Source organism: Afipia sp. GW822-FHT03D08 (assembly GCF_058801645.1).
This window is the reverse complement of record NZ_JBXANK010000001.1, coordinates 1669282-1681735: the sequence shown is the minus strand read 5'-3', so window position 1 is coordinate 1681735 and position 12454 is coordinate 1669282. Positions and strand designations below refer to the sequence as shown.

The window sequence follows — 12454 nt, the reverse complement described above, 5'->3', positions numbered from 1 at the left end:
CAACAAGATGAAAGTGGAGGCTTCTGTTGCCAGGTGCCTCCGAACCCCGCCTAGAGGGGCTTAATCCCCTAGGACTTTAGACTTGGTTTTTCAAACTGCGTTACGCAGCCTGAGCAACCGGAGCATAGTTGTCGTTTGCAACTATTGCATAGCCCGATAACGGCGGAACCATACCGGGAAAAAGCGAGCCCTTTACGCCCTCGTCGATCCTGTTTCGCCCCCGCCGAAACCCGCCCTTTGGTCGGGAAATCCGGGCTTTGGTGGAGGCGCCGGGTGCTGCCCCCGGGTCCGAATGGTTTATTACGACGGCCATTTATTTCCATAGCCGGCGAACCGGCTCCCTCAATATAGGGGGCAAACCCTAACGACAAAAGGCCTTGTTTCCACTTTCGGGATGGCGCGCGCGGACGGTTTCAGGACGGAAGGCAAGGTTGCGCACTTCGCCTGATCCGCGTCCAGCGCATGCGCCCCGCACCGGAATATCGTTTGGCCGCCGCCTGCGGCCATTCTAAATCGGGCCATGTCTCAAGAGACCGCTCCCGCGATTCCCCAGACCCCTGATGCTTTCGCGCCGGAGCGGCCGGGACTGCTCGAACTGTTCGTGGCGTTCGCCAAGATGTCGCTTGCGGGCTTCGGCGGGGTACTGGTGTGGGCGCGCCGCGCCATCGTCGAGCAGCATCGCTGGATGACGCCTGAAGAATTCAACGAAGCTTTCGCGCTCTGTCATTTCCTGCCGGGCCCGAACATCGTCAATCTGTCCGTGGTGTTCGGCGCGCGCTTTCGCGGAATCCCGGGAAGCATTGCCGCTTTCTTTGGGCTGGTCGGACCGCCGGTGGTGATTGTCACGGTGCTGGCCGCAATCTACGCGCGCTATGGAGAGATTCCGGCGTTGCAGCGCACACTGGCGGGCGTGTCCTGCGCTGCGGTCGGACTCTTCCTTGCGGTTATCCTGCGCATGATGATGCCATTGCTCAAAAAGCGCGATCCCATCGCGCTTGCGCTGCTCGTCGCCGTTTTCATAGCGATCGGGGTATTGCGGTTGCCGCTGGTGGCGGTTCTGCTGACAGCGATCCCGCTCAGCGTTGTCGTGACGTTCCTGATGCGAAGGAGGGCGTCATAGTGAGTTCGCCTAGCGGTACGCTTCTGACGATGGCGTGGACGTTCGGTCTGATGTCGCTGCTCGCGATCGGCGGCGCCAATTCCACGATTCCGGAAATGCATCGGGTCGCTGTCGACGTGCAGCACTGGATGTCGAATGCGCAGTTCGCGGACATGTTTGCGATCTCGCAATTATCGCCGGGGCCGAATGTCCTGATCGTGACGTTGATTGGATACCATGTGGCCGGCATCGCGGGCGCACTGGTCGCCACATTCGCCATGTGCGGTCCGTCCGCGGTCTTTGCCTATTTCGTCAGCAACATGCTGACGCGGTCGAGCCAATCGATCTGGCCTGCGATCCTGCAGGCTGCGCTGGTTCCAATCTCGATCGGGCTGATGTGCGCCAGCGGCTTCATTCTCGCATTAACCACCGGCAGCACATGGGTCGGGGCCGCCCTTATTATCGGCGCCGGGGTGCTTGCATTGGCAACCCGGCTCAACCCACTGTGGATGCTGATTGTGGGTGGCATTCTCGGTTTTGCTGGCGTCGTCTGACGAAAATCGATAAGCAAAGTGCGCAGGGGACAGCCTGCCCGACAAGAATAGACCGGGCTCAAGCCCGTGACTTAAGGGGGATGACGATGAGTGAAGCGCCAGATAGCGCTGCGGGAAAACCCGCGCCGGGGCTTATCAAAGGACCACAGGACTTCTACGGCGGCCTGGCGCTGATGGCGATCGCGCTGTTCGCCCTGTGGGCATCGAGCGATCTGGCGGGGATGCGGGGATTTTCATTCGGTCCCGGCACCGCGCCGCGCATGTTCGCTTATCTCCTTCTGGCGCTCGGTGCTGGTGTTGCCCTTACCGGCTTTTTAGTCGAGGGCCCGCAGTTGCAACGCTACGGCATTCGCGGCCCTGTCTTCGTGACGTTGTCGATCCTGGCTTTCGCCGTCGCAATTCGTCCGCTCGGTCTGATTGTTTCTGCATTCGTGAGCTTCCTGATCGCGGCGATGGGAAGCGACGAGACGCGGTGGAAGGAAGCCGTCATCGTCGGAATATGCCTGACGATCGGCTGTGCTCTGCTGTTCCCGTATGCACTCGGGCTTCCGCTCGATCTCTTCCCACGCATTCTGCGCTGAGGCCGTCATGGATGTTTTTGCAAATCTCGCGCTCGGCTTCGGCGTTGCGTTCTCACCCATCAATCTTGGTCTCTGTCTGATCGGCGCGCTGGTCGGTACGCTGGTCGGCGTGCTGCCCGGAATCGGCACCATTGCTACGGTGGCGATGCTGCTGCCGATCACGTTCGGATTGCCGCCGGTCGGCGCGCTCATCATGCTCGCCGGCATTTATTACGGTGCGCAGTACGGCGGTTCGACCACGTCGATCCTGGTCAACATTCCCGGCGAAGCCGGCTCGGTTGTGACGGCGCTCGACGGCTTCCAGATGGCCAAGCAAGGCCGCGCCGGCCCGGCGCTGGCTATCGCCGCGATCGGCTCGTTCTTCGCGGGCTGCATTGCAACCTTTCTGATCGCATTGCTGGGCGCGCCGCTGACCAAGCTCGCACTGGCATTCGGTCCTGCCGAGTATTTCTCGCTGATGGTGCTCGGCCTGATCTTCGCCGTCGTGCTGGCGAAGGGCTCAGTGCTCAAGGCCATCGCGATGATCGCCTTCGGCGTGCTGCTGTCGATGGTCGGCTCCGACATCGAGACCGGCGCGTCGCGCATGTCGTTCAACATTCCGGAACTCGCCGACGGTCTTGGTTTCGCGACCGTGGCGATGGGTCTGTTCGGTTTCGCCGAGATCATCCGCAATCTCGATCACGGCGCGTCGATGGACCGTGAACTGGTGCAGCAGAAGATCTCGGGTCTGATGCCGACCAAGAAGGATTTGAAGGATTCGGCGCCGGCCATTGTGCGCGGAACGATCCTCGGATCGATCCTCGGCATTCTGCCCGGCGGCGGCGCGGTGATCGCGTCGTTTGCGGCCTACACTTTCGAGAAGAAGATTTCGAAGCATCCTCAGCGCTTCGGCCGCGGTGCGATCGAAGGCGTCGCGGCGCCCGAAAGCGCTAATAATGCCGCGGCGCAGACCTCGTTCATTCCGCTGCTCACCCTCGGCATTCCGCCCAACGCGGTGATGGCGCTGATGGTCGGCGCGATGACCATTCATGGCATCGTTCCCGGTCCTCAGGTGATGCAGAAGCAGCCCGAACTGGTCTGGGGCATGATTGCCTCGATGTGGATCGGCAACCTGATGCTGCTGGTCATCAACCTGCCGCTGGTCGGCATCTGGGTGCGATTGCTGCGGGTGCCTTACCGGCTGCTGTTCCCGTGCATCGTCATCTTCTGCGCGATCGGCATCTACTCGGTGAACAACGCGCCGATGGACGTGGTTCTGACAGCCGCTTTCGGTCTCGTCGGCTACTGGCTGGTGAAGCATGACTTTGAACCCGCGCCGCTGCTGCTCGGCATGGTGCTTGGCCCGTTGATGGAAGAGAACCTTCGCCGTGCGCTGCTGATCTCGCGCGGTGACTGGTCGGTCTTCCTGACCCGGCCGCTGTCTGCGACCCTGATGGCGATCGCAGCGTTCCTGCTGATCCTCTCGCTGCTGCCCGCACTTCGCAAGAAGCGCGACGAGGTCTTCGTCGAGTCCGAGAACTAAGGGTAACGAGGTGCGGCGTTGCGCCGCGCCTCTTCCCTTTGTCTTGGCTGCAAGTTGAATAGACATATCCGGCCCGGTGGTGCTCAGACTGCCGGGCCGAATTTCATCAAAATACTCGGGAGAGCCCAATGAATTTGCTTAAGCGTATGCTCGCGACGTGCGGGTTTTCCGCGCTGGCCGCGGTCGGCGTTGCCGTCGGCGCAGCTCAGGCGCAGGATTATCCGACCCGCAACATCACGATGATTGTGCCGTTCGCGGCGGGCGGTCCGACCGATGTCATCGCGCGCATCGTGACCGGTCATATGCAGCAGACGCTCGGCCAGTCGATCATCATCGAAAACGTGGTCGGTGCCGGTGGCACCACGGCGTCCGCGCGCGCCGCCAAGGCCGCGCCGGATGGCTACACCCTCATCACCGGCCACATGGGCACGCACGCCGCTTCTGTGCCGCTCTATCCGAAGCTGGCCTATCATCCTTCGAAGGACTTCGAGCCCGTCGGACTGATCGCCGGCACGCCGATCCTGATCCTGGCGCGCAAGGATTTCCCGGCAAAGGACCTCAAGGAATTCGTGGCCTATCTGAAAGCCAACACCGACAAGCTCAATGAGGCTCATGCGGGTGTCGGTTCGGTGTCCTACTCGTCGTGCCAGCTTCTGGACGCGGTGCTGAAGATCTCCCCGACGGGCGTTCCGTTCAACGGCACCGGTCCGGCCATGAATGCGCTGGTTGGTGGCCAGGTCGATTACATGTGCGACCAGATCGTCAACGCCGTTCCGCAGGTCAAGGGCGGCACGATCAAGGCCTATGCCGTGGCGACCCCTGAGCGCAATCCCTCGCTGCCTGACGTTCCGACCACCGCGGAAGCTGGGCTGCCCGAATATCAGGCGCAGGCCTGGAACGCGATCTTCGCGCCGAAAGGCACCCCGGCGCCGATCGTCGCCAAGCTCAACGCCGCACTGGTCAAGGCGCTGGATGACGAAGGCGTCAAGAAGCGTCTGCTCGACCTCGGCAGCGTCATTCCGAAGCCGGCAGAGCGAACCCCGGAATCGCTGAAGACCCTCGTCGACAGCGAAATCACCAAATGGTCGGGCGTGCTGAAGCCACTTTCGAACTGATATTGTTGAAAACGAACGGGTTTGGCAGGGGCGGGACGTGAGTTCCGCCCCTTGTCTTTTGTCATTTGGGGCATGATCTTCCGGAAAACCGGTTCCCGCTTTTCCAGATCATGCGCGTTCGCCGCGGGCGGCCACTTTTCAGGGTATAATTGCCCGGCCGAAATCGAATCGCGGCACGCGTCAGGCTAAATAGGTCCCATGAACCAGTATCACGACCTCCTCGAACGCATCCTCAGCGACGGCGCGGAAAAGACCGATCGCACCGGCACCGGGACGCTGTCGATCTTCGGCCATCAGATGCGGTTCAATCTGGCATCGGGTTTCCCGCTGCTGACAACCAAGAAGCTTCATCTGAAGTCGATCGTCCACGAACTGCTGTGGTTCCTGGCGGGTGACACCAACATCAAATACCTGAACGACAACGGCGTTCGCATTTGGGACGAGTGGGCTGACGAGAACGGCAATCTCGGCCCGGTTTATGGCTCGCAGTGGCGGTCATGGCCCGCGCCGGATGGCGGCACGATCGACCAGATTTCCAATGTGATCGAGATGATCCGGAAAAATCCGGACTCGCGCAGGCTGATCGTCAGCGCGTGGAATCCGGCCGAAGTCGACAAGATGGCGTTGCCGCCATGCCACTGCCTGTTCCAGTTCTATGTCGCGAACGGCAAGCTCTCGTGCCAGCTCTACCAGCGCTCGGCGGACGTGTTTCTCGGCGTGCCGTTCAATATCGCGTCCTACGCCCTGCTCACGATGATGGTGGCGCAGGTGACCGGACTGAAGCCCGGAGACTTCGTGCATTCGTTCGGCGATACGCATCTCTACCTGAATCATCTCGATCAGGCGCGGCTGCAACTGACGCGCCCGACGCGTCCGCTGCCGACCATGACAATCAATCCCGATGTGAAGGACATCTTCTCGTTCCGCTACGAGGACTTCAAACTCGAGAACTACGATCCGCATCCGCATATCAAGGCCGAGGTCGCGGTGTGACAGCGCCGCCGTCCGGGACGTCATCTCCGCAGATCGTCTTTGTCGTTGCCGTCGCGGAGAACGGCGTCATCGGCCTCGATAATGCGATGCCGTGGCATCTCAGGTCCGATCTTAAACGCCTGAAGGCGATCACGATGGGGCGGCCTGTCATCATGGGCCGCAAGACGTTCGCGTCGATCGGCCGGCCACTGCCGGGGCGGACCAACATTGTCGTGACCCGTGACAAGGACTTTCAGGCGCCGGGTGTTGTTGTTGCGACGTCTCTCGAGGCCGCGCATGACATCGCGCTCGGCGATGCGCTGCGGCGTTTGGTCACTGAGATCATGGTGATCGGCGGCGCCGACATCTTTGCGCAATGGCTAAGCAGGGCGGATCGTCTCGAAATCACCGAGGTTCATGACAAGCCTGAGGGCGACACCTTCCTTCCGCCGGTCGATCCGGCAAAATGGGAAGAAACCGCACGCGCACGTCATTCCAAAGCGGACGGCGATACGGTCGATTTCTCCTATGTCAGCTATCGGCGGCGCGGCTGAACACCGCATTTCACGCAACCGCTATCCTTGGCATTAACTGCAAACAGCATGTTTGCATTGACAAATTCGCCCTGCGCCATAGCTGTCGTGGGCGGGTGTCCTGCGTTGTAAGGACCGGGCGCGTCCCCTATAAGGCCCCAAGAGTTTGCGGAGCGTGAGCTTCGCGCGGAGGAGATCGACGATGCCGTGGAAGAATCAAGGCGGAGGCCCCTGGGGCTCCGGTCCGAAAGGTCCCTGGGGCTCCGGACCGCAATCACCGGGACCGAAGCCGCCCGATCTCGAGGATCTTCTGCGCCGCGGCCAGGACAAATTGCAGACGATGCTGCCCGGAGGAAACTTCAGCGGCATGGGCATCGCGCTGATCCTCGTCGCCGCACTGGCGATCTGGGGATTGTCCGGCTTCTTCCGCGTGCAGTCCGAAGAACTCGGCGTGGTGCTGCGCTTTGGCAAGCACGTGCGCACGGTTCAGCCTGGTCTGAACTATCATCTGCCTTATCCGATCGAGACCGTGCTGCTGCCGAAGGCGCTGCGTGTTTCGACTCTCAGCATCGGCATGCGCGTTGTCGATGACTCGCGCCGCGGCGGTGGCACCACCATCCGCGACGTTCCCGAGGAAAGCCTGATGCTGACCGGCGACGAAAACATCGTCGACGTGGATTTCACCGTGCTCTGGCGCATCAAGCCCGACGGCGTCGGCGACTTCCTGTTCAACATCCAGAATCCGGAAGGCACCGTGAAGGCAGTCGCCGAGAGTGCGATGCGCGATGTCATCGGCCGCTCGCAGATCCAGCCGATCCTGACCGGCGCGCGCACCCAGACCGAAGCTGCGGTGCTTGAGCTGATGCAGAAGACGCTGGACACCTACGGTTCCGGTATCCTGATTCAGCAGGTGCAGATGCAGAAGGTCGATCCGCCGTCGCAGGTGATCGACGCGTTCCGCGACGTTCAGGCGGCCCGCGCCGACTTCGAGCGTCTGCAGAACGAAGCCCAGACCTACGCCAACCGTGTTATTCCAGATGCGCGCGGCCGTGCTGCGCAGATCCTGCAAGTCGCGGAAGGATACAAGGAGCAGGCGGTGGCCGAGGCCAAGGGCCAGAGCGCGCGCTTCCTGAAGGTCTATGAGGAATACAAGAAGGCGCCGGACGTCACGCGCCAGCGCCTCTATCTTGAAACCATGGAGCGCGTGCTCGGCAACTCCGACAAGCTCGTGCTCGATCAGGGCGCGAACGGATCGGCTCCGGGCGTTGTGCCTTATCTGCCATTGAACGAGATCGGACGCCGCACGACGCCGGCTGCGCCGCAACAGGGCGGGAGCAACCGATGAAAAACGGCATCGCAGGTATCGTTTCTCTTTTCATTCTGCTCGTCGCGGTCGTCGTCGGCTACAGCTCGCTGTTCACTGTGAGCGAGACGCAGCAGGTTCTGCTTGTGCGCCTCGGCGAGCCGGTGCGCGTGGTGACGACGCCGGGCCTGAACTTCAAGGTGCCGTTCATCGACACCGTGATCAGCATCGACAAGCGTATTCTCGATCTGGAGAATCCGGCGCAGGAAGTGATCGCCTCGGACCAGAAGCGTCTCGTGGTGGATGCCTTCGCGCGTTATCGTATCAAGGACGCGCTGCGCTTCTATCAGACCCTCGGCTCGATTCAGGCTGCCAACATCCAGCTCACCACATTGCTGAACGCGGCGATGCGCCGTGTGCTGGGCGAAGTGACCTTCATTACCGTTGTCCGGGATGATCGCGATGCGCTGATGAGCAAGATCCGCACGCAGCTCGACCGCGAAACCGCGAGCTACGGCATTTCGGTGGTCGACGTCCGTATTCGCCGCGCCGATCTGCCCGAGCAGAACAGCCAGGCGGTCTATCAGCGCATGCAGACCGAACGTCAGCGCGAAGCGGCCGAGTTCCGCGCGCAGGGTGGTCAGAAGGCCCAGGAAATTCGCTCCAGGGCTGACCGCGAGGCGACGGTCATCATCGCCGACGCCAACTCGCAGGCCGAGCAGGTCCGCGGTGAGGGCGACGGCGAGCGCAACCGGCTGTTCGCCGAAGCCTACGGCAAGGATGTGGACTTCTTCGCGTTCTATCGCTCGATGACGGCTTACGAGAACAGCATGAAGAGCAACGACACGCGCTTCCTGTTGCGGCCAGATTCGGAGTTCTTCCGCTACTTCGCCAACCCGGCGGGCAAGCCTCCCGCCGCTGCCGGTTCCGCGCGTTAGTATGCGGCGCGGGGTGCGGGATCAGGCAGGAGCCGTATTCGGATGAAATCGATCGGATACGGCGACCTCCTTGTCGGGGTCGGAGTTATGCTGGTTCTGGAGGGCTTGCTGTTTACAGCGCTCCCCAACTGGATGCGTTCGGCGATGAAAAGCGCGCTCTCCTCGCCGGACAACATCCTGCGCGCCGTAGGACTGGTTTCCGCGGTGGTCGGCCTGCTCCTGATCTGGCTGGTGCGGCACTAGCACACATGAGCCAGACCCGGCCCAAAGCCGGGTTTTCGCCGTAATCGGCAGGTTGATCGCTTGAATTACGCTGAATGGTGGTGCTTGCGCACCCGTCGTGTTCAGGCGCAATCTAGATGCAAATGATCCGCCCCTTTTCAGGAGATTTTTCGACCATGTCCGATGCGTTTCAAGCATTGAGCCGCCGTCTGTTGCCGCTGGCCGCGGCTGTCGGCTTCGCCATCGTTGCGACGCCGGCGCTGGCCCGCGGACCGGAAGGCATCGCCGACGTCGCGGAGAAAGTGATTGACGCAGTCGTCAACATTTCCACTTCGCAGACCGTCGAAGCCAAGAACTCCGACAATGACAAGGGCAGCGACGAGCGCGGCAACAGGCGCGGCGCCAATCCGCAACTGCCGCCGGATTCGCCGTTCAGCGAGTTCTTCGACGAGTTCTTCAAGAACCGCCGCGGCGGGCCGGGTGGCGGCAACAATTCGCCGCGCAAGGTGAACTCGCTCGGCTCCGGCTTCATCATTGACACCGACGGCACCGTGGTGACCAACAATCACGTCATCGCCGATGCCGACGAGATCAACGTCATTCTCAACGACGGCACCAAGATCAAGGCCGAACTGATCGGCCGGGACAAGAAGAGCGACCTCGCGGTCCTGAAGTTCACGCCTGAGAAGAAAATCACCGCGGTGAAGTTCGGCAATTCCGACAGCCTGCGTCTCGGTGAGTGGGTGATAGCCATCGGCAACCCTTTCAGCCTCGGCGGCACTGTCACCGCCGGCATCGTCTCGGCGCGCAACCGCGACATCAACTCGGGCCCGTATGACAACTACATCCAGACCGACGCGGCGATCAATCGCGGCAACTCCGGCGGTCCGCTGTTCAATCTCGACGGCGAAGTCATCGGGGTAAACACCGCGATCATCTCGCCATCGGGCGGTTCGATCGGCATCGGCTTCGCCGTGCCGTCGAAGACCGTGATGGCGGTGGTCGATCAGCTCCGCCAGTTCAAGGAAGTCCGCCGCGGCTGGCTCGGCGTCCGCATCCAGCAGGTCACCGACGAAATCGCGGAGAGCCTCAGCATCAAGCCTGCGCGCGGTGCGCTGATTGCCGGCGTCGACGACAAGGGGCCGGCGAAGCCCGCCGGCATTGAACCGGGTGACGTCGTCGTCAAGTTCGACGGCAAGGACATCAAGGAGATGAAGGATCTTCCGCGCGCTGTGGCCGACTCACCGGTCGGCAAGGCCGTGGATGTCGTCATCATCCGGAAGGGCAAGGAAGAGACCAGGAAGGTGACCCTCGGCCGTCTCGACGATGGCGAGAAGCCGGTCGAGGCCTCGGCCAAGACCACCAGTCCGGTCGAAGCTGAAAAGCCGGTGACGCAGAAGGCGCTGGGCCTCGACCTCGCCGGTCTCAGCAAGGATCTGCGGACGCGCTACAAGATCAAGGACAGCGTCAAGGGCGTGATTGTCACCGGCGTTGACGATGGCTCCGATGCCGCCGAAAAGCGGCTCAGCGCCGGCGACGTGATCGTCGAGGTCGCGCAGGAGGCGGTGACGAATGCCGCCGACGTCAAGAAGCGCGTCGACCAGTTGAAAAAGGACGGCAAAAAGTCCGTGCTGCTTCTGGTGTCTAACGGCGCCGGCGAACTTCGCTTCGTGGCGCTGGCGGTGAAGTAACGCCCCAGATCAACAGAATAAAAAATGCCCGGCCAATGTGTCGGGCATTTTCGTTTCGGACAGCGATCGATATGCGGTTTCAGCCCGCAACGAACTCGCTGCGCTTGTAACCCTGCATGTAAAGCAGCGCGGTGAGATCGCCGTGATCGATCCGCGCGCCGGCGGCGGCCGCAACAGCGGGCTTGGCGTGATAGGCGACGCCCGCGCCGGCCTGTTCGATCATGGCAAGATCGTTGGCGCCGTCGCCGACCACCATGGTGTCCAGATTGTCGAGATCGAAGGACTCGCGCAGGTCCACCAGCGTCGCGAGCTTCGCTTCGCGTCCCAGAATTGGCTCGGCCACCTCGCCGGTCAGCTTGCCGTCCTCGACCAGCAGCACGTTGGCGCGGTTTTCCTGAAACCCGATCATTTCAGCAACGCGCTGTGTGAACAGCGTGAAGCCGCCCGAAACGAGGCAGGTATAGGCGCCGTGTGCGCGCATGGTGCGGACGAGGGCGACCGCGCCCGGTGTCAGCGTAATGCGGCTCTTGAGAACTTCATCGACCACGGTGACCGGCAGGCCTTTCAGCAGCGCAACGCGTTCGCGCAGCGCGGGCTCGAACTCGATCTCGCCGCGCATGGCGCGCTCGGTGATCGCAGCGACGTGCGTCTTGAGGCCCGCGAAGTCGGCGAGTTCGTCGATGCATTCCTGGCCAATCATGGTTGAATCCATGTCCGCCAGCAGCAGTTTCTTGCGCCGGTCGGCCAGCGGCTGCACCACCACATCGACGGGAAGCTCGCTCAGGGCCGCGCGCAGGCGATCCGAAATTGTGCGAATGTCCTCGGTGCTGCTAAAGCGAATGTCGGCGGCCACTTCGTTGAAAAGCCATTCCGCCTGAGACGGAGAGGGAAGCGCGGCGCTGGCCGCGTCAATCACGGTGGTGTCGAGTTGGGGATCGACGGGATTGCTGATCAGCGTGGCGACGAGAGACATGACGGCTCGATGTTGAAAGATGGCATAGACGGAAAGGGTGACACCAAGGCCGTGCTTATCGCAGGGCCGACGGCCAGCGGCAAGTCGGCGCTGGCGCTCGCTCTTGCGGAAGCGACCGGCGGCGTCGTCATCAATACCGATTCCATGCAGGTTTATCGGGACTTGCGGATCATCACGGCGCGGCCTTCGCCGGAAGAAGAAGCGCGTGTTCCGCACCGGCTCTACGGATACTGCGACGCTGCGGTGAACTGCTCGGCCGGCACGTGGGTGGCGGATGCCGCCGCAGTGCTCGCGGAAGCCCGGACGGCCGGGCGTCTGCCGATTTTCATTGGCGGTACCGGCTTGTATTTCAAGGCGCTGACCCGTGGTCTATCTGCCGTGCCGCCAATCCCACAAGAGGTGCGTGACGATGTGCGGGCGCGGATGGAGCGCGAGGGCGTCGAAGCGTTGCATGCTGAGTTGGTGCGGCGCGATCCGGTGTCCGGCGCAAAACTCAAGCCCCGCGACAGCGCGCGCATCGCGCGTGCGCTCGAGGTGATCGAGGCGACAGGGCGCGCATTGCCGGACTGGCATAGCGAAGGTCTGCCGCCGCTGCTCGAACCGGGCGGCGTCAAAGCCATATTCCTCGCGCCGGACCGCAAGGAGCTTTATGCGCGGATCAATGCGCGCTTCGAAAGCATGCTTGAGAAGGGAGCGCTGGACGAGGTCGCGGCGCTGGCCGCGCGCAAGCTCGATCCGATCTTGCCGGCGATGAAGGCGCACGGGGTGCCGGCCCTGATCCGGCATCTTGCGGGTGAGATTACGCTGGAACAGGCGATCTATACCGGCCAGATCGACACCCGTCATTACGCCAAGCGGCAATACACCTGGTTCAGGCACCAGCTGCCGGAATTCGAATGGATCGTGCCCGGCGAAGCGGCCAGCCGCTTTCGGGAGTGGGGCTTGCACTAG

13 protein-coding genes and 1 other RNA gene are annotated in these 12454 nt (G+C 62.2%); 12 read left to right on the top strand and 2 right to left on the bottom strand.

Annotated features, from left to right (window positions below; translation table 11 throughout):
- Positions 1–12: 12 nt before the first annotated feature.
- Positions 13–377, bottom strand: a transfer-messenger RNA (tmRNA) gene (gene ssrA / locus AC1RM7_RS08330).
- A 143-nt stretch (positions 378–520) separates the two neighbouring features.
- Between ssrA and AC1RM7_RS08325 the strand changes: the two genes are divergently transcribed.
- The 11 genes from AC1RM7_RS08325 to AC1RM7_RS08275 all read left to right on the top strand — a co-directional run bounded on the left by AC1RM7_RS08325 (position 521) and on the right by AC1RM7_RS08275 (position 10530).
- Positions 521–1120, top strand: a complete 600-nt coding sequence (locus AC1RM7_RS08325; protein WP_024920338.1) for a chromate transporter — start codon at positions 521–523, stop codon at positions 1118–1120.
- Between the two features lie 29 nt (positions 1121–1149).
- Positions 1150–1653, top strand: a complete 504-nt coding sequence (locus tag AC1RM7_RS08320; protein ID WP_051055015.1) for a chromate transporter — start codon at positions 1150–1152, stop codon at positions 1651–1653.
- Positions 1654–1739: 86 nt separating this feature from the next.
- Positions 1740–2234 carry a tripartite tricarboxylate transporter TctB family protein gene (locus AC1RM7_RS08315; protein WP_006021677.1) on the top strand — a complete coding sequence of 165 codons (495 nt, stop codon included), beginning with the start codon at positions 1740–1742 and terminating at the stop codon, positions 2232–2234.
- Positions 2235–2241: 7 nt separating this feature from the next.
- Entirely contained in the window at positions 2242–3756 is a 1515-nt protein-coding gene (locus AC1RM7_RS08310) for a tripartite tricarboxylate transporter permease (protein ID WP_006021676.1), read from the top strand.
- Positions 3757–3902: 146 nt separating this feature from the next.
- A complete protein-coding gene (locus AC1RM7_RS08305; protein WP_085947402.1) occupies positions 3903–4871 on the top strand; it encodes a tripartite tricarboxylate transporter substrate binding protein BugD in 969 nt (322 codons plus the stop codon).
- 198 nt (positions 4872–5069) lie between these two features.
- Positions 5070–5864 carry a thymidylate synthase gene (locus tag AC1RM7_RS08300; RefSeq protein WP_006021674.1) on the top strand — a complete coding sequence of 265 codons (795 nt, stop codon included), beginning with the start codon at positions 5070–5072 and terminating at the stop codon, positions 5862–5864.
- Positions 5861–6397 (top strand): dihydrofolate reductase, encoded by a 537-nt coding sequence (locus AC1RM7_RS08295; protein WP_006021673.1) that lies wholly within the window; start codon positions 5861–5863, stop codon positions 6395–6397. The genes AC1RM7_RS08300 and AC1RM7_RS08295 overlap by 4 nt, the downstream gene beginning before the upstream one ends.
- A 181-nt stretch (positions 6398–6578) precedes the next feature.
- Entirely contained in the window at positions 6579–7721 is a 1143-nt protein-coding gene (gene hflK, locus AC1RM7_RS08290) for an FtsH protease activity modulator HflK (RefSeq protein WP_024920337.1), read from the top strand.
- Positions 7718–8617, top strand: a complete 900-nt coding sequence (hflC, locus tag AC1RM7_RS08285) for a protease modulator HflC (protein WP_006021671.1) — start codon at positions 7718–7720, stop codon at positions 8615–8617. The genes hflK and hflC overlap by 4 nt, the downstream gene beginning before the upstream one ends.
- A 42-nt stretch (positions 8618–8659) precedes the next feature.
- The gene (locus tag AC1RM7_RS08280; RefSeq protein ID WP_006021670.1) at positions 8660–8860 is read left to right on the top strand and encodes a DUF2065 domain-containing protein; all 201 of its coding nucleotides are present in this window, start codon (positions 8660–8662) and stop codon (positions 8858–8860) included.
- A gap of 155 nt (positions 8861–9015) precedes the next feature.
- Entirely contained in the window at positions 9016–10530 is a 1515-nt protein-coding gene (locus AC1RM7_RS08275) for a DegQ family serine endoprotease (RefSeq protein ID WP_006021669.1), read from the top strand.
- Positions 10531–10609: 79 nt separating this feature from the next.
- Here the strand turns inward: AC1RM7_RS08275 and serB are convergent, their stop codons facing one another.
- Entirely contained in the window at positions 10610–11503 is an 894-nt protein-coding gene (gene serB / locus AC1RM7_RS08270) for a phosphoserine phosphatase SerB (protein ID WP_024920336.1), read from the bottom strand.
- Positions 11504–11512: 9 nt separating this feature from the next.
- Between serB and miaA the strand changes: the two genes are divergently transcribed.
- Entirely contained in the window at positions 11513–12454 is a 942-nt protein-coding gene (gene miaA, locus AC1RM7_RS08265; RefSeq protein ID WP_024920335.1) for a tRNA (adenosine(37)-N6)-dimethylallyltransferase MiaA, read from the top strand.